The sequence below is a fragment of the Arthrobacter sp. HMWF013 genome (assembly GCF_003061105.1).
Lineage (GTDB): Bacteria > Actinomycetota > Actinomycetes > Actinomycetales > Micrococcaceae > Arthrobacter.
Window position 1 is genome coordinate 1 of record NZ_QAIQ01000098.1, and the last position, 17,073, is coordinate 17,073.

General features: G+C 64.9%; 17 protein-coding genes. 6 read left to right on the plus strand and 11 right to left on the minus strand.

What is annotated here, in order from left to right:
• Positions 1 to 185: 185 nt before the first annotated feature.
• From DBR22_RS04610 to mnmA, 5 genes are all read right to left on the minus strand, one after another.
• Positions 186 to 1,901 carry an ABC transporter ATP-binding protein gene (locus DBR22_RS04610; RefSeq protein WP_181365025.1) on the minus strand — a complete coding sequence of 572 codons (1,716 nt, stop codon included), beginning with the start codon at positions 1,899 to 1,901 and terminating at the stop codon, positions 186 to 188.
• Entirely contained in the window at positions 1,898 to 2,920 is a 1,023-nt protein-coding gene (locus tag DBR22_RS04615) for an ABC transporter permease (RefSeq protein ID WP_108597995.1), read from the minus strand. The genes DBR22_RS04610 and DBR22_RS04615 overlap by 4 nt, the downstream gene beginning before the upstream one ends.
• 1 nt (position 2,921) lies before the next feature.
• Positions 2,922 to 4,013, minus strand: a complete 1,092-nt coding sequence (locus tag DBR22_RS04620; protein WP_108597996.1) for an ABC transporter permease — start codon at positions 4,011 to 4,013, stop codon at positions 2,922 to 2,924.
• A gap of 127 nt (positions 4,014 to 4,140) precedes the next feature.
• A complete protein-coding gene (locus DBR22_RS04625; protein ID WP_108597997.1) occupies positions 4,141 to 5,775 on the minus strand; it encodes an ABC transporter substrate-binding protein in 1,635 nt (544 codons plus the stop codon).
• Between the two features lie 171 nt (positions 5,776 to 5,946).
• Positions 5,947 to 7,053 (minus strand): tRNA 2-thiouridine(34) synthase MnmA, encoded by a 1,107-nt coding sequence (gene mnmA, locus DBR22_RS04630; RefSeq protein ID WP_375134898.1) that lies wholly within the window; start codon positions 7,051 to 7,053, stop codon positions 5,947 to 5,949.
• Between the two features lie 226 nt (positions 7,054 to 7,279).
• On the opposite strand from mnmA, the gene DBR22_RS04635 reads away from it, so the two are divergent.
• The gene (locus DBR22_RS04635; RefSeq protein WP_108598010.1) at positions 7,280 to 8,536 is read left to right on the plus strand and encodes an NAD(P)/FAD-dependent oxidoreductase; all 1,257 of its coding nucleotides are present in this window, start codon (positions 7,280 to 7,282) and stop codon (positions 8,534 to 8,536) included.
• Here DBR22_RS04635 and DBR22_RS04640 read toward each other — a convergent pair.
• Both DBR22_RS04640 and DBR22_RS04645 read right to left on the minus strand, forming a co-directional pair.
• On the minus strand, positions 8,512 to 9,744 hold the full coding sequence (locus tag DBR22_RS04640; protein WP_108597999.1) for a cysteine desulfurase family protein: 1,233 nt from the start codon (positions 9,742 to 9,744) through the stop codon (positions 8,512 to 8,514). The two genes, DBR22_RS04635 and DBR22_RS04640, sit on opposite strands and share 25 nt — an antisense overlap.
• A 25-nt stretch (positions 9,745 to 9,769) precedes the next feature.
• Positions 9,770 to 10,441 (minus strand): helix-turn-helix transcriptional regulator, encoded by a 672-nt coding sequence (locus tag DBR22_RS04645; RefSeq protein WP_181365026.1) that lies wholly within the window; start codon positions 10,439 to 10,441, stop codon positions 9,770 to 9,772.
• 88 nt (positions 10,442 to 10,529) lie between these two features.
• Here DBR22_RS04645 and DBR22_RS04650 point away from each other — a divergent pair, with 88 nt between their 5' ends.
• Positions 10,530 to 10,952, plus strand: a complete 423-nt coding sequence (locus DBR22_RS04650) for a hypothetical protein (RefSeq protein ID WP_108598001.1) — start codon at positions 10,530 to 10,532, stop codon at positions 10,950 to 10,952.
• Here DBR22_RS04650 and DBR22_RS04655 read toward each other — a convergent pair.
• The gene (locus DBR22_RS04655; RefSeq protein ID WP_258229042.1) at positions 10,949 to 11,614 is read right to left on the minus strand and encodes a hypothetical protein; all 666 of its coding nucleotides are present in this window, start codon (positions 11,612 to 11,614) and stop codon (positions 10,949 to 10,951) included. The two genes, DBR22_RS04650 and DBR22_RS04655, sit on opposite strands and share 4 nt — an antisense overlap.
• Positions 11,615 to 11,788: 174 nt before the next feature.
• Here DBR22_RS04655 and DBR22_RS04660 point away from each other — a divergent pair, with 174 nt between their 5' ends.
• The 4 genes from DBR22_RS04660 (at position 11,789) to DBR22_RS04675 (ending at position 14,927) form a co-directional block, all read left to right on the plus strand.
• A complete protein-coding gene (locus DBR22_RS04660; RefSeq protein WP_108598003.1) occupies positions 11,789 to 12,754 on the plus strand; it encodes a J domain-containing protein in 966 nt (321 codons plus the stop codon).
• A gap of 21 nt (positions 12,755 to 12,775) precedes the next feature.
• Complete coding sequence (locus DBR22_RS04665) at positions 12,776 to 13,243, plus strand: tRNA (cytidine(34)-2'-O)-methyltransferase (RefSeq protein ID WP_108598004.1); 468 nt, start codon at positions 12,776 to 12,778, stop codon at positions 13,241 to 13,243.
• A 210-nt stretch (positions 13,244 to 13,453) separates the two neighbouring features.
• Positions 13,454 to 14,062, plus strand: coding sequence for a sigma-70 family RNA polymerase sigma factor (locus DBR22_RS04670; RefSeq protein WP_108598005.1), 609 nt, complete (start codon positions 13,454 to 13,456; stop codon positions 14,060 to 14,062).
• A gap of 1 nt (position 14,063) precedes the next feature.
• Entirely contained in the window at positions 14,064 to 14,927 is an 864-nt protein-coding gene (locus tag DBR22_RS04675; protein WP_108598006.1) for an anti-sigma factor, read from the plus strand.
• Positions 14,928 to 14,973: 46 nt separating this feature from the next.
• On the opposite strand, the gene DBR22_RS04680 is transcribed toward DBR22_RS04675, so the two are convergent.
• The 3 genes from DBR22_RS04680 to DBR22_RS04690 all read right to left on the minus strand — a co-directional run.
• A complete protein-coding gene (locus tag DBR22_RS04680; protein WP_108598007.1) occupies positions 14,974 to 15,753 on the minus strand; it encodes a PIG-L deacetylase family protein in 780 nt (259 codons plus the stop codon).
• Positions 15,754 to 15,757: 4 nt separating this feature from the next.
• Positions 15,758 to 16,711, minus strand: a complete 954-nt coding sequence (locus DBR22_RS04685) for an electron transfer flavoprotein subunit alpha/FixB family protein (protein WP_108598008.1) — start codon at positions 16,709 to 16,711, stop codon at positions 15,758 to 15,760.
• A 14-nt stretch (positions 16,712 to 16,725) separates the two neighbouring features.
• Positions 16,726 to 17,073: electron transfer flavoprotein subunit beta/FixA family protein (locus DBR22_RS04690; RefSeq protein WP_375134897.1), on the minus strand; the 348-nt coding region annotated here is incomplete at its 5' end.

The window sequence follows — 17,073 nt, forward strand, 5'->3', positions numbered from 1 at the left end:
ATTCCGCCATCACCGAATCGTTCACTTGGCCGGCCAGGGAACTCGCGGCGGGATCGAAAGCGTCGGTTTCGGGGACATCGTGGTTTTGCTGCGTCATGATCCAAGTCTATGGGCAGCTGGGTTGCGGAGCCTGCTCTGCGTCGCTGAGTGCACTGTGCAACGTCAAGCAGGCCCCGCTCAGGGGCCTAGCCGGCCAGCAACGCCCGGTGCGCCTCCCGGCGCCGCGCCTGCTCGTCCGGATCGGGAACCGGAAGGGACGCGATCAGGCGTTTGGTGTACTCGTGCTGCGGCGCCCCCATGATCTGGCTGCCGATCCCCTGCTCCACGAGCTTGCCTTTGTACAGCACCCCGACCCACTGCGACAGGATGTCCACCACGGCGAGGTCGTGGCTGATGAACAGCGCCGCGAATCCGAACTCGGCCTGGATCTCCTTGAAAAGTTCCAGAACCTTGGCCTGCACCGAAACGTCGAGTGCCGACGTCGGCTCATCCGCGATCAGGAGCCTCGGGTTCAGGATGAGTGCCCGTGCCAGGGAAGCCCGCTGGCGCTGGCCGCCGGACAGCTCGTGCGGGTACCGGTCAGCGTACGACGCCGGCAGCTGCACTGATTCGAGCAGCTCACCAACGCGTTTGCGCGCCTGCGCCGGGCTGGGGTTGGTGTGGATGATCATGGGCTCTGCCACGCAGTCGCCGATGGTCAGTTGCGGGTTGAAGGACGCGGCCGGATCCTGGAAGACAAAGCCGATGTCCTTCCGCAGCGGTTTGAACGTCCGCTCCTTCAGGTTCAGCATTTCGTAGCCCAGTACCTTCAGGCTGCCACCCGTTGTCCGGTTCAGGCCGGCGATGGCCCGGCCGATGGTGGTCTTTCCTGAACCGGATTCACCCACCAGCCCGAAAACCTCACCCTCCGAGACCGTAAAGCTGACCCCGTCCACGGCTTTGAAGGCCGGGGTGCCCAGCCGGCCGGGATACTCAATGGTCAGGTTGGTTGCCTCCACCAGCACCGGCGAGCCCTGGTGGGCCCGTTCCAGCAACCCCTCCGAGGCAGAGTTCCTGCCCAGGTGGGGAACAGCGGCCAGCAGCTTCTTGGTGTAGTCCTGTTTGGGCTCGGCGAACAGCACCCGCGCAGGAGCCTCCTCCACGACGTCTCCCTGGTACATGACCACGACGCGGTCCGCGAGGTCCGCCACCACACCCATGTTGTGGGTGATCAGCACGATCGATGTGCCGTATTTGTCGCGGAGGTCCCTCAACAGCTCAAGGATTTCCGCCTGGACGGTGACATCCAGCGCAGTGGTGGGCTCGTCCGCCACAATCAGCCCCGGGTTCAGGGCCAGGGCGGCGGCAATCACCACACGCTGCTTCTGGCCGCCGGAGAACTGGTGCGGATAGTAGTTGACCCTGTGCTCAGGATCCGGGATCCCGACTTTCCGCAGGGCCTCAATGGCACGGGCTTTAGCATCCTTGGCCGAGACACGCCTTCCTCCGGAGCCGGTTGCGTGGGCACGGATTCCTTCGGCAATCTGCCAGCCTACGGTGAAGACGGGGTTCAGGGCCGTTGACGGTTCCTGGAACACCATGGCCACATCCCGGCCACGGATCTGCCTGAGCTTCGAGGCGCTGACGCTGATCACGTTGTTCCCGTTGATCAGGACGGCTCCCCCGCTGGTGGCGGTCTCCGGGAGCAAACCCAGGATGGTCTTGGCGGTCACCGTTTTGCCGGAACCGGATTCGCCGACGATTGCCAGGACTTCGCCGGAACGGACGTCAAGGCTGACATCCTTCACTGCATAGACGTCTCCGCCGTCCGTGGCGAACGTGACTTTAAGGTGGTTGATTTCCAGGACCGGCTGGCCCGCTGGCCTGGACTGGTCCGAAATGGAACCCGTGTTAATGGTCAAAATCCTCTCACATCCGCACTGATGGCTGCCTGGGCAGCGGCCGATGAATCAGGTCCGCCGGCGGTGCCCGCTGCCTTGCGCCCACGAAGGCGGGGGTCGTTCAGGTCATTGATGCTCTCGCCCACGAGGGTGAGGCCCACCACGGTCAGAACCATGGCCACACCGGGAAAGAGCCCGGTCCACCAGATTCCGGAGGTGGTATCCGCGAGCGCCTTGTTCAGGTCGTATCCCCACTCGGCTGCGGAACTTGGCTCAATGCCGAAGCCCAGGAAACCGAGGGCGGCCAACGTAAGGATGGCCTCGGAGGCGTTCAGGGTGAAAATCAAGGGCAGTGTGCGGGTGGCGTTTCTGTAGATGTGGCGGCTCATGATGCGGATGTTTGAGGCGCCCACAACCTTGGCCGATTCGACGAAGGGTTCAGCTTTCAGCCTGACGGTCTCGGCACGGATGACCCGGAAATACTGGGGAATAAAGACCAAGGTGATGGCCGTGCCGGCGGCGAAGATACCGCCGATGAGGCTGGATTGCCCGCCGCTGATGACGATGGCCATCACGATGGCCACCAGCAGCGACGGGAAGGCGTAGACAGCATCGGCAATGACCACCAGGATCCGGTCCAGCCAGCCGCCGATGTAGCCGCTCACCAGCCCCAGGATCACGCCGATGACGATGGACATCAGCACAGCCACCACGATGACGAACAAGGCGGCCTGGGCTCCCCAGATGACCCGGGACAGGACGTCGTACCCGCCCACCGTGGTGCCCAGCAGGTGTTTGCCGCCGGGAGCCTCCTGGGTGGGAAAGTTGCCGTCCGCATCCGCGAGCTGGGAGAAACCGAAGGGCGCGAGCAACGGGGCGAGTAGCGCCGTCAGGAGGAACAGGCCGGTAAGGACCAGGCCGGCCACCAGCATGCCGCGCTGCAGCCCCACGCTTTTGTTGAAGTGCGAGACCACCGGGAGGCGCCGGTAGAAGGGGGCCCGCGGGTTGGCCAGGGGTTCGTTTGCGGGAAGGACGCTCATGTCAGTACCTCACCCGGGGGTCGATCAGCGCGGCAACAATGTCCACGATGAAGTTGGTCACCGCGACGATGATGGCCAGCAGGACCACAATGCCCTGGACCGCTACGAAGTCGCGGGCGGTCAGGTAGTTGGCCAGCTGGAAGCCCAGGCCTTTCCATTCGAAGGTTTTTTCGGTGAGCACCGCACCGCCGAGCATCACCGCGATCTGCAGGCCCATGACCGTGATGATGGGAATCAACGCCGGCTTGTAGGCGTGCTTGGTGACCAGGCGGAACTCGCTGACGCCGCGTGAACGGCCGGCCTCCACGTAGTCTTTGCCCAGTGTGCCGATCACGTTGGTGCGGACCAGCCGGAGGAAGATTCCGGCGGTGAGCAGGCCAAGCGCGACGGCGGGAAGCACGGCATGTGCCGTCACGTCTCCCAGTGCCGCCATGTTGCCGCTGCGCAGCGCATCCAGCCAGTAGATTCCGGTGGGGGCCTCGAGGGAGTTCAGTGCCAGTTCGGAGGACGTTTTGGCGCGTCCCGCGACAGGAAGCCAGCCGAGCCAGACGGAAAACGTCAGCTTCAGCAGCATGCCGGCGAAGAAGACGGGCGTTGCGTAGCAGAGAATCGCAAATACCCGCAGCACCGCGTCAGGTGCGTGGTCGCGGCGCTGGGCTGCAATCATCCCGAGCGGGATGCCCACGAGGAGGGCCAGGATCAGGGCGTTGACGGACAGTTCGAGGGTGGCTGCACCGTACGTGGTCAGCATCTCCGAGACGGCGCGGTTGTCCGAGAGGGTCCTGCCGAAGTTGCCGGTGGCCAGCTGCCCCAGGTACTCGAAGTACTGCACCAGGATGGGGCGGTCATAACCGGCGTTATGGATCCGTTCCTGGAGCTGTTCCATGGGCAGCCTGCCACCCATGGCCGTGGTGATGGGATCGCCGGTGATCCGCATCAGGAAGAACACCATGGTGACGAGGATGAAGATGGTCGGGAAGATCAGCAGGAACCGGATCAGGATGTACTGTCCAAGCCCCCCGCCTGAAGATTTCTTGCTGGACGGAAGGATTCCGTCTGCGTCGCTGGGCGGCGCGTCAATCAATGTAGTCATTGGTACCTAAGTTTGTGGTGGCCGGAGCCAGCAGCTTCCCCCGCGCTGGCCTGAGACCAGCAGCGAGGCGGGACGCCGGTAGACGCCCCGCCTCGCGGCCGTGATCAGAACCGGATGGGCCGGGGACCTACTTGGACATCACACCAAGACGGGTCTTGAAGGATGCATCCAGGGTCTTTTCGACTCCCTTGACGTCAGTGCCCGCAACCATGACCTGGGCACCCTGAAGCAGCGGGATGGTGGAGAGATCCTTGGCAATTGCTTCCTGGGCCTCTCCGATGAGCTTGCTGCGCTCTGCCTTGTCCGTGGTGACCAGCTGCTTGTTGACGACTTCGGTGACTGCCGGGTTCTCGTAGTGGTTGCCCAGGAAGTTCCCCGGGATGAAGAACGGCGTCAGGTAGTTGTCGGCGTCGGAGTAGTCCGGGAACCACCCGAGCTGGTAGACGGGGTACGCGTCCGCGCGCCGTTCCTTGGTGTAGGTGGTCCATTCAGTGGACTTGAGGTCCACGGTGAACAGGCCCGACTTTTCGAGCTGCTGCTTCACCAGCGCGTATTCGTCTGCTGCGGAGGTGCCGTACCGGTCGGTGTACTGCAGCTTCAGATCCACGGTGGAGGTGACGCCGGCATCCGCGAGCACCTTCTTTGCCTTGTCCAGGCTGGGCTTGCCGCTGCCGTCACCATAGAGGCTCTTCAACGGCTCGGAGGCCCCTTCGAAGCCCTGCGGGACGTAGGAGTACACGGGGGTGTAGGTGTTCTTGAAGACCTGGGATGCGATGACGTCCCGGTCCACCAGGTGGGCAACGGCCTGGCGCACTGCCAGGGCCTTCGCGGGATCAGCCTCGGGGGTCTTGGCACCAAAGGGCATGGTGTCGAAATTGAAGACCATGTAGCGGAGTTCCCCACCCGGGCCCTTGTGGACCTTGACCTTGGAGTCCTTCTCGAGGTCGGCTACGTCGGTGGCAGTCAGAATGCGGCCGGCGACGTCGATATTGCCCTGCTGCACGTCCAGCTTGAGGTTGTTCGGGTCGGCGTAGTGCTTAAGGTTGGCACCGTCGTTGGATGCTGCCCCCAGCAGGCCCTTGTAGTCAGCGTTCGGCTTGAAGCTGACAAGTTCGTTCTTTTTGTAGCTCTCAATAACGTACTGGCCAGCGAACGGCTTGCCCGCGATGATGGCGTCGTCGTCCATGATCTTGTCGGCAGGGAACACCTGCTCATCCACGATGGGACCGGGGTTCGAGGCGAGGACGCCCGGGAACACCTGGTCGTTGGCGGCTTTGAGGGTGAAGACCACGGTGGTGGGGTCTTTGGCCTCCACCGTGCTCATGTTGGACAGCAAGGAAGCGGGGCCGTTGGGATCGTTGATCGCCGCCACGCGCTTGAACGAGAAAACCACGTCCGAGGAGTCCAGGGCGTTGCCGTTGGCGAACTTCAAACCTGACTTCAGCTTCACCGTGTATTCGGTGGGGCTGGTGAACGATGCGGATTCTGCGATGTCCGGGCTGGCCTCTGCGGTGCCGGGCTTGTAATTCATGAGGAACGGGTAGATCTGGTTCATCACCATGAAAGACCCGCCGTCATAGGAACCAGCGGGATCGAGCGTGACCACTTTGTCAGTCGTTCCAAAGGTGATGGTGCCGCCACCGGCACTCTCGGTGGAAGTGCCGCCGCCACCGCCGGATGGGCCCGTGCAGGCTGTCAGTGCGAAGGCGGATACGCCTGCGAGCGCGATTGCGCTCCGCAAGGCTTTAGTGCTCTTGGTCATCTGTGAACTTTCTGTTCGATGAGTACGCGCTCGCCGCCCGCTGATGGGGTGTATTCGCTTGAGCGGGCAACGCGCTGTCCTGATGCCTAGATTCAACCAGACAGCAGGCTCACCAAAGAGCTATTTAGTGAGTTGAGACACAAAATTTACCAGAATGGGGTTGTGCCCGTCCTAGAGTTCGGCGCGCTGCAGCGACCGCGCGGCGTCGATGGTGGCCTGGCCAAGCACTCGGCTTCCCTGGTAGAGGACAATGGTCTGGCCTGGCGCAACGCCGCGGAGCGGGTCGGTCAGGGTCACCAGCAGCTGTTCCGAATCAGCGCCGGCCACCATGCGGGCCGTTGCCAGCACTGGATCGCCATGGGCCCGGACCTGGGCGTAGCAGTCAAACTCTGCCCCCGTGGCGATCTCAGCGATAGGCAAACCGGCCCATGAGACCTTGATGCCGCGGATCTCGTCAATGGCAAGCAGGGACTGGGGGCCCACCACCACTTTGTTTTCCTTCGGCCGGATCTCCAGGACGAAGCGGGGCTTGCCGTCTGCCGCCGGGGTACCCAGCTTCAGGCCGCGGCGCTGGCCCACCGTGAAGGCGTTGGCCCCAGGGTGCTCCCCCACTTTGGCCCCTGTTTCATCCACGATGTCGCCGGTGGTCATGTCGATCTTTTCGGCCAGCCAGCCGGCGGTGTCGCCGTCGGGGATAAAGCAGATGTCGTGGCTGTCCGGCTTGTTCGCTACCGAAAGCCCGCGACGCTCGGCCTCGGCCCGCACCTCGGCCTTGGAAGGCGTGTCAGCCAGCGGGAACATGGAATGCTTGAGCTGCTCATGCGTGAGCACACCGAGGACGTAGCTCTGGTCCTTGGCCCAGTCAGCGGCGCGGTGCAGCTCGGGGTTTCCCTCGGCGTCAGTGATGACCTTGGCGTAGTGGCCTGTGCAGACGGCGTCGAAGCCCAGGGCAATTGCCTTCTCGAGCAGCGCTGCGAACTTGATCCGCTCATTACAGCGCATGCATGGGTTGGGGGTGCGCCCGGCCGCATATTCGTCTATGAAGTCCTGGACGACGTCTTCCTTGAAGCGCTCGGAGAAATCCCAGACGTAATAAGGAATGCCAAGGACGTCGCAGGCACGCCACGCGTCGCGCGAGTCTTCGATGGTGCAGCAGCCACGGCTGCCCGTCCGCAGTGTCCCCGGCATCCGGGACAGCGCAAGGTGAACGCCGACGACGTCGTGCCCGGCTTCAACGGCACGTGCTGCGGCAACGGCGGAGTCAACTCCACCACTCATGGCTGCTAGAACTCGCATGCTGGCTTTCTTTAGGGTTCGGGGGTTGCTGGCAGTAGGCGGCAATGGCCGTTCGGCCGGCAGCCGCAGAAATAACACAATGCCTGCCGATCCAGTCTATCGGCACGCCGATTACTACCCAAAAGACCTTGACTGCAGCCGCCCTGTCTTCTAAAGTCAAGATTAACGATTTTAGATATTGCGACACCAGAGAAGGGAGCCGATGGTCATGGCCGTTGAGGACATCGTGATTGTTGGCGGCGGGCTGGCCGGCGCCACCGCCGCGAAGACCCTTCGGGCCGAAGGCTTCGCGGGCCTGGTGACCATAGTCGCCGCCGAAGCCCATGCCCCCTATTTGCGGCCGCCGCTGTCGAAGGAGTATCTGCTGGGCAAAGTTGGGGAGGATGCCGTCCCGGTGGTGCCCGAAGGCTGGTACGCAGAGCACGACGTCGGCCTCCGCCTCGGCGTCAGCGTCACCCGCATCCGGCCCGGCTCCCGGACAGTCCAATTGGGCGACGGAACGTCGCTGGACTACGGATCACTTCTCCTCGCCACAGGGGCGACGCCCAGGACTCTGCGCCTGCCGGGCAGCGACCTGGCCGGGGTCACAACGTTCCGCACGCTGGATGACAGCCGACTGCTGCGCAGCGCCCTGGCACCGGGCGGGAAGAACGTGGTCATGATCGGTTCGGGCTGGATCGGCATGGAACTCGCAGCGGCCGCGGCCACCTATGGCAACAACGTCACGCTCCTGGGCCTGGAGGACATCCCTTTGGCCGGCGCCATCGGCCCTGATCTCGGACAGTTCTTCCGGGGACTTCACGAACGCAACGGTGTGGGCTTCCGGCTTCCCGCCTCGGCGCGGGAGCTGACCGGGGCGGACGGGACGGTCACCGGGGTGATCACCGATTCCGGAGAGGTGCTGCCGGCGGACATAGTGGTCATCGCCGTCGGAGTGGTTCCCGGGACAGGGTTGGCCCAAGCGGCCGGGCTGGCCGTGGAGAACGGGATCCTCACGGACGCCTCCCTCCGGACCAGCGTGCCAGGCATTTTTGCGGCCGGCGACGTGGCCAACGCCCTGCATCCGTTCACCGGCCGGCACTATCGCAGCGAGCATTGGTCCAACGCGCTCAATGGCGGCAAGGTGGCGGCGAAGGCAATGCTCGGTTTGGAAGCCACCCACAGCGCCATCCCCTACTTCTATACCGACCAGTTCGACGTCAGCATGGAGTACTCAGGTTTTCCGGCCTTGGCTGCGGGCGCCGAACCGGTGATCAGGGGGTCACTGGAGGCCAAGGAGTTTATTGCCTTCTGGCAGCAGGACTCGCGGGTGGTCGCCGGCATGAGCGTCAACTGGCCGCGGACGCCCCAGCCAGGGGCACAGAAGGTTATCAAAGCCCTCATTTCGGCGGGAGTTCCTGTTCCGGCGGGGCGGCTCGCCGATGCGTCCGCCGGCCTGGATCAGCTCCTGCCCGAAGCGGCCTGACGCGCCACCGTTCCAGCCGTCTGGATGGACGATTCGTGTCCGGCCATCCCCGCCTGCCGTGCCCTGGCATAGGCACCGGGCAGGGCCGCCAGCAGGGCATCGACGTCCGCCTCGGTGGAGGCGTGGCCGAGCGTGAAGCGCTGTGCGCCGCGGGCCGTTTCCTCGTCCAGTCCCATGGCCAGCAGGACATGGGATGGGCGGGGGACCCCTGCCGTGCAGGCTGATCCGGTGGAGGACTCAACCCCCGCAAGGTCAAGCAGGAAAAGCAGGGAATCGCCTTCACAGCCAGGGAAGGTGAAGTGGGCGTTTCCGGGCAGTCGCCCTTCCCCCGGCGCCCCGCGCAGCACCGCCTCGGGCACGCGCTCAAGGACGCCGTCGATCAGCTTGTCCCGCAGTGCCGCCATCCGGCCCGACTCTTCGGTCAGCCGTTCCGTCGCGGCTTCGGCGGCCGCGGCGAAGGCGGCGATGGACGCCGTGTCCAGGGTCCCGGAGCGTACGTCCCGCTCCTGGCCGCCGCCGTGCTGGACGGGGGTCAGCTTGACGGCCCTGCCCAACAGCAAGGCACCCACGCCCACGGGGCCGCCGATCTTGTGCGCGGACACCGACATCGCATCAAGCCCTGAAGCCTTGAAATCGACCGGCAACGAGCCGAGCGCCTGCACAGCGTCGGAGTGGACCGGAACCCCCGCCGCGTGCGACAGCTCGACGATCCGCCGGATGGGTTGGACGGTGCCCACTTCGTTGTTGGCCCACATGACTGTTACCAGCGCAATGGACTCCGGATCACGGGAAAGTTCGGCGGCAAGGACCTCGAGGTCCACCACCCCCATGCCGTCCACGGGAAGCCAGGTGACAGCCGCACCTTCGTGCCGCTCCAGCCATTCAACCGTGTCCAGCACCGCATGGTGCTCGACGGCGGAGCAGAGGATGCGACGCCGGGCAGGGTCCTCGGACACCCGTGACCAGTACAGGCCTTTCACGGCCAGGTTGTCGGACTCAGTGCCGCCGGAAGTAAAGATGACCTCGGAGGGATGGGCTCCTGCCGCCGTCGCTATGGTTTCCCTGGCATCCTCCACGGAACGCCTGGCCCGGCGGCCTGATCCGTGCAGGGACGACGGATTGCCGGTGCGCGCGAGTTCGCGGGTCAGGGCCGCCAGCGCTTCGGAAGAAATGGGCGTGGTGGCTGCATGGTCGAGGTAAACGGGCACGCATCAATTCTAGCCGCGTTGATGGTCAGGGATTCAGGGGCGGCGTGATCCTGGCGCAGCACTGGCCCGGCACGTCGTTGGGTGCCACCCGGTCCTCCGGCTCTCCGCACGCCGCGGCCGCACCCTGTAAAAAGGAACCGTTCATGGCGCAGACCACCCCGGGATGCCCGCCTGCGAGACGGTGGAACGGACAGTTCCGCAGGACGAACCCTCCCGAGCCATCGGGCTCGGGTTGGTAGCCCTCCCCCGCAATGAATTCCGCCAGGCTGGTGGAATCTGCGGCCAGCTGCAGGCCACTTTGGCGTGAGATGTCCCGCAAAGAATCACCCACAGGGAGGCCGGTGTCCGTGGAGTGTTCAATGGCCGCCGCCAGCAGTTCACCGGCGAGATCGTAGTTCCGGTCCGGTACCGAGGCCCCGACCTCGCCCGTGGCAGGCCGGTACATCTTGGCCGGGCGTCCGGAACCAGGGCCGGTCTTTCCTGAGGCCTTCTGGAATTCCACGGCCAGCAGGCCGTCGTCCACAAGCCTGTCAAGATGGAATGAAGCCGTACTTCTGGGTACCCCCAGTGCCAGGGCGGCGTCATCACGCCCCATCGCCTGGTCAGAGGCGGCAATCAGCTCAAAAAGCTGCCTGCGCCTGCCGTCCCCCAGCGAGGCGATGGCCGCCATGCGGCGGACCCAGGGAAGCCTGCGCACCAAACCCCTCCTTCTAAAAACAAAAAGCATTGCTTAAACCCGACGGGCTTTCTAAAATGACTATACCTACTTTTAGAAGGAGTACGCCATGGAAACCACGGGAACAACCACATCACGCGGCCGGCTGGTGACCATCGGCCCGGACCGGCAGGCGTTCCTCCTGCTCCGCACAGTGTTCACAGCCGCGCCCATCATCTTCGGGCTGGACAAGTTCACCAACATCCTGGCCGACTGGCCCATATACCTCGCCCCGGTTGCCACCACCGTGGTGCCGGTCCCGGCACAAACGTTGATGTATGTTGTGGGCGTGGTGGAGATCACCGCCGGGATAGCGGTGGCCGTGCGTCCCCGGTTCGGGGCCCTGCTGGTTGCAGTCTGGCTGCTCGGAATCATTGTCAACCTGCTGGTCCTGGGCAGCTTCTACGATGTGGCGCTCCGTGACTTCGGGCTGATGATCGCCGCTCTTGCGCTGAACCGGCTCTCCCCCGGGTCCGTCCGCCGGCACCGCTAGTTTGCCGGCGGAACAAGCACCAGGTGCGCAACGACGTCGGCCTGGGCCGCCCCTAAAGTTCCGGCATCGGGGCAGGCAACAGAGATATACACAGAGGACGCGGCTGTGCCGAATACGCGGGCAAGAACAGCCGTGGCGGCTCCAGGCAGCGCCGGCCTTTCCAGCAGCAGCACCTCGGCCGTTGGACCCGGCTTGTCGCGCTCACCGCCCCACCGCAGCGTCGACGTCTTCAAATAGCCGGGAAGGATGCTCGGGTCCAGGTAGGCGAAGAGGCCCACGGTGGACTCCTTGTCATCAGATAATGCCAGCGGCGACTGTTTTGTGCGGACCTTGGCTGCCACCAGGCAGCCATCGGCCTTCAGGTACTGGCTTTCGCCGGCAACATTCTGCTTAACCGGTTTCCAGCCGGGCACATCCTTGAGTCCGTCCGAGATTCCCACCGGGACGCCCGCTGCCAACGTACCGCCGGCAGCGAAAGGCATGTCCTGGGCAGCCACGGCCTCGGCGTCATGGCCCGGCGTGATGGTCGGAGTGGCCAGTGCCGTAACGGTCTGCTCAACCTTTGGCGCCGCCGGGTCCGGCACGCCAACGCTGCAGCCCGTCAACGCTGCCGCAGCAAGCAGCGAGCCCGCCCGCAATCCCGCCAAAGCGTGTGCTTTCACGTACTAACCCCAATGCAATAGCCCCGGACGGTCATACCCGGCCGTCATCCTTCAAGAGTTTATGCCAGCCGGGGAACCACCTCATCCTGCACAAACGTTATCTGGACAGGCGGCTAAACTGGGCCGACCGGACTGCCTGCCGTGGACTGGCCAGACCAAAAGAAGGATGAGTGCTTGACCGAGAGCAGCAGCTCCTATTACGAGGTGCTCCGCGTCGCCGTGACAGCCTCCGAGAAGGAAATCAAGGTGGCTTACCGTCGGGCCGCACGCAAGGCCCACCCGGATCATGGCGGGGATGCCGCAGCCTTCCGGCGCGTGACTGCTGCCTACGAAACGCTGATAGATCCCCAACGCAGGAAGGCCTACGACCGCTCCTACGCCGCGGGTAAGGGCGGAAGCGGTTCAGGGGATTCTGCCGCGGGTCCGCACTTTGATGCGCCGGCCGCAGGGAGCCACGCGTCGGCTTCGGTTCACAGGCCAAGCACGCCGCGCAATACTGCCGGCGACGAGCCTTTCTATGTTCCGCCCTATGACGCAGCAGCGTTCGAGGCCACGGGTACGGTCCCCCTCATCCCGCTGAGCCAGGCCAGCCAGCAGGTCCACGGCATTCCACGGAAGCGGGGCATTTTTGGCGCCGAAGCCCGGATCCAGCGTGAGCTGCGGACCGTGCAACTCATCGCCCGCCAGGTACTGCCCGCCATTCCGGCTGCCCGGCTGGTCAATGGCCTGCAATCCCCTGCCGACAACAACCACATCGACCACGCGCTGCTGTCCGGCTACCGGCTGGCCCTGGTCAATTCGATGCTCCTGCCCAAGGGCGCCTATGCGTGGGACGGGCAAACGCTTAACCACGGCGGCCGCTCCATCGCACCGCCGCAGCTCGCCCACATTGTGCGGGCAATGCAGGACATCTTTCCCGAACTGAACGTCACCGGCTGGACAGTCATCCACAGTCCCGACGGCAATCTTCACGAACCCGTCATCGATCGCCACCGGCGCGCCGCAGGGTCAAGCGAGACCATTCAGGTGGTCAATGCGGCCGGGCTGGTCCGCGGCCTCAAACACTTCCTCTCGTCCGGGCCCACCCCGAATGCGGTCAACGTGTCGGTACTGGCAAGGCTGCTGCGCGGCATGCATTGAACCGTTGACTAGGATTGGACGGTGTTCCGTATCCTCTTCCACGCCCCCGAAATCCCCGGCAACACCGGCAACGCCATCAGGCTGGCCGCCATTACCGGCGCCGAGCTTCACCTGGTGGAACCCCTCGGCTTCGACTTCTCTGATGCCAAGCTCCGGCGGGCCGGCCTCGATTACCATGACCTCGCCGTCGTCACCGTCCACAAGAACATCGATGATGCCTGGCGCGAACTACAGCCGGAGCGGGTCTACGCCTTCACCTCCGACGGCACCACAAGCTACGCGGACATCGCCTACCAGCCCGGCGACGTCCTGCTGTTCGGCCAGGAATCGGTCGGCCTGCCCGAGGAACTCAAGACCGATCCGCATGTCACCGCGACCGTCCGCCTTCCGATGCTTCCGTCCCTGCGTTCGCTGAACCTTGCCAACGCGGCCTCCATTGCCGTCTATGAGGCATGGCGGCAACAGGGGTTTGCCGGCGCCCGCCTCTGAGTTTCCCACTCCCGTACGCCCGGCCGCCCATCCGGAGCGCCACCTGCACCGAATCACTCCTGACAGCAGAATGAGGGCAAAGGGAGGGAGCATCGGGTGACACTGTTGCATGCGGGCCGTGCCGCTGATCAGCCGGGGCTGCGGGCCGCCGTCGGCGCTCATGGCCGCGATGCCCCGGATTGGCCGCCGGGCGACCTATGCTTGGTAGTGATGGAAACTCCCAACGCGCCGAACTCCGAGGCTCCGCCTACGGTCAACGACTCACCGGCAGAACTCAGCCAGCGTCTGTCAGGACTGCTGGCCCGGATCGCCGGCGGTGACCAGGCCGCGTTTGCCCAGTTCTACCAGCTGACCTCCCGCAGGGTCTTCGGAATGGCACGCCGTGTCCTCATCGATCCCGAGCTCAGCGAAGACACCACACAGGAAGTCTTCCTCCAGGTCTGGCAGAACGCCGGCAAGTTCAACCCTGAGATGGGCAGCCCGTTGTCGTGGCTGATGACGATCTCGCACCGGCGGGCAGTGGACAAAGTCCGTTCCTCGCAATCGGCTACAGACCGCGAGGCCCGGTACGGAGCCAGCAGCCAGGACGTCGACCACGACTCCGTATCCGATGAAGTGGACACCAGGCTCGAAGCCGAGGCCGTGGTCCGGTGCCTGGACACACTGACCGATACACAGCAGGAATCCGTGCGGCTTGCCTACTACGGCGGCCTGACGTACCGCGAGGTTGCCGAGAAGCTCAACGCCGCAGTTCCTACCATCAAGTCCCGCATCCGCGACGGACTGATCCGCTTGAAGACATGTCTGGGGGTGAGTTGAGATGACAGAAATGAATAGTCCCGGAGGCCGCCGTCCCGGTTCGTTTGGCGATTCGATCGCTGCGGACCTGGATTCAGGCCGCGCCGTCGACCTCGCGGAGCTCTACGCCCTGGACGCTGTCACCGACGCTGAGCGCGCCACCATTGACCAGTACATCTCTTCCGCGTCCGACGCCGAGCGCCACGCGTTCCTTGAACGGGTCCGCCTTGCCAGGGAGACACTGGCCACTTCGTTCACGACAGAGGCCGAACCACCGGCGGATCTGTTCGCCCGCATTGTTTCGCAGCTGCCCTCCCTTGCACAGCTGCCGGTTGAGGGCGCGCAGGCCCCGTCCGTTACCCAGGCTCCCCCAGCGGGACCTACGGCCGGGGGCATCGACGAACTCGCCGAGCTGCGGCAGCGCAGGGAAGAACGACGCCGGCCAGGAGGCGCACGCCGTTGGCTCGTCGGAGTTGCGGCCGCCGCCGTGATCGCCCTGGGCGGAGTGGGCGTGGGAGCTTACGTCGCAGATCAAAACGATCCGCTGAACCAGGTTATCCGTGCTGCGGATGCCTTTGAATCATCCGTACCGGTCGCCGCCGGCGGAACAGCCACAGTCCTCGTGTCGCCATCCAAGGATTCACTCGTGGTCAAAATGAACGGTGTGCCTGCCCCACCGGCAGGCAAGGTCTACCAGATGTGGCTGATCCCGAAGGACGGCTCCGCGCCGGTTTCCCAGGGCCTGATGGACGAGGAAGCGCTGTCCAAGCCTGCCCTCGTGAAGGGGATCGCCTCAGCATCGGCCTTGGGAATCACCGTCGAACCGACGGGCGGTTCAGCCACCCCGACCACCCCTGTGGTGGCCGCAGCAACTCTGGGAGCCTGACGCGTCAGACGCCTGGCTCCCAGGCGTCTGACGTCCTGCGGCCCGCCTAGAAGCCGGCGATGGTCGCCGGGCCGTTGACTGCCACAACGTGGAACGCCTCGGCGCTGCGGCCCTCGGCCATTCCCGCACGGCGGGCATTCACGCTCATCCCGTTCCGGACTGCGGCTTCCATGGCTTTGACGTCAGGGTGCTGGCTCACGTGCACGTGGATGGCCTCGAGCTTGGCGGGCACTTGGTCCGTGACGTCGACGAAGTGGTTCTCCCGCTCCTCCGGCCCGGCGTAAAGCCACAGCCAGGGAAGTTTGTATGCAGCGAGGCCGGCCTCAGCCAGCTCCGGGTACGCGAACGGGTTTTCCACTGCCGGGTAGACGGCGCGGGTCACGGCCTCCCCCACGGCCAGGTGGTCCGGGTGGCTCTTCTGCAGCCGGTTCCAGTTCCGTTCCGGGTGCATGGCAAGCACGACGTCGGGACGGAGTTCCCTGATCAGCTTGACCACCCCTTTCATCACCTCGTGGGTCGGTTCGAGGTAACCGTCCCGCTCGTGCAGGTAATGGATGTCGGTGACGCCCACCATTTCGGCGGCCCGGCGCTGCTCGGCGGCTCTGAGCGTGATGATCTCCGCCCGGTGGGCCGGGTCGAAGCCCCCGGCGTCGCCGTCGGTCATGATGCAGTAGCTGACCTGGACGCCGGCCGCCGTCCAGGCAGCGATGGTGCCGGCCGCGCCGAAGTCGATGTCGTCAGGGTGGGCCGCGAAACAGAGCACCCGCCCAACCCGGGCCGTGGCCGGGTTGAACGGGCTCTGTGCTGCAACAGCAGGAGTGGTCAAAGGATCAGCCTTTTCGCTTCTTGATTTCTTCCGTGGCCTGGGGCAGGACGTCGAAGAGGTCGCCGATGATGCCGAAATCGGCAATTTCGAAGACCGGGGACTCGGCGTCCTTGTTGATGGCCACAATGACCTTGGCCGTCTGCATGCCGGCCTTCTGCTGGATGGCGCCGGAAATTCCCGCCGAGATGTACAGCTGGGGTGAGACCGTTTTACCGGTCTGCCCCACCTGGGCATCGTGGCTGATCCAGCCGGCATCAGTGGCTGCCCTGGAGGCGCCGACAGCCGCACCGAGAGCGTCCGCAAGCTGTTCGACGGGGCCGAAGTCGCCGTCGACTCCGCGGCCACCGGCCACGACGATCCGGGCGTCGGTCAGGTCAGGGCGGCCGCTGGCCACCTTCTGCTCGCGGGCTGTGATGCGTGCGGCCGTAGCCGTGCCATCCGCGGGTACTTCCACGGTGGTGGTCGCCGGGCTGCTCGGCGCGGCGGCCGGTTCCGGGTTGACGTTGTTGGCTTTGACGCTCAGCACTGTGACCGGTGTGGTGGTCTTCGCGGCGGTGGTGTACGAGCCGGCCAGGACCGACTTGTGTGCTGTCCCGTCGGCGTCGACTGCCACGACGTCGGTGATGACGCCGGCGCTCAGGCGGATGCCCAGGCGACCTGCGATCTCCTTGCCCTCAGGCGAGTTGTCAAGGATGACGGTGCCGGCGCCCGACGATGCTGCGGCGGCGGCGAGGTAGGCGGCCTTGGGTGCCACGAGGTAGTCGTCCAGGTCCGCGGCCGACGGCCGGAAGACCGTGCTGACGCCATACTCGGCGAAGGCCGCCGAGACGCCATCGCTGAGGTCCCCGTTCAGTGCAACGGCGGTTTCACCCAGGGACCGGCCCAGGGTCAGCAGTTCGAGGCTGCTCTTCTTCAGGGCCTGGCCCGGGTTATCAATGAATACGAGTACGTTTGCCATGTCTGTGATCCCTCTTAGAGCAGCTTCTGGGCGGCCAGGAAGTCCACCAGTTTGATGCCGGCGTCGCCTTCGTCGGTAATGATGGTGCCGGCAGTGCGGGGCGGGCGTTCTTCGGCTGAGGTTACCGTGGTCCACGAACCCGCGTGGCCTACCTGCGAGGGATCCACGCCGATGTCCGCCAGCGAGAGGGTGGTGATGCTCTTGCGCTTGGCGGCGATGATGCCCTTGAAATTGGGGTACCGGGGCTCGTTGATCTGGTCCGTGACAGACACGACGGCCGGAAGCGCGGCTTCCACGGTCTCCGAGTAGGTGTCAGCGTCGCGGCGGGCGGTGAGCCGGCCGCCGTCGACCGTCAGCGAAGA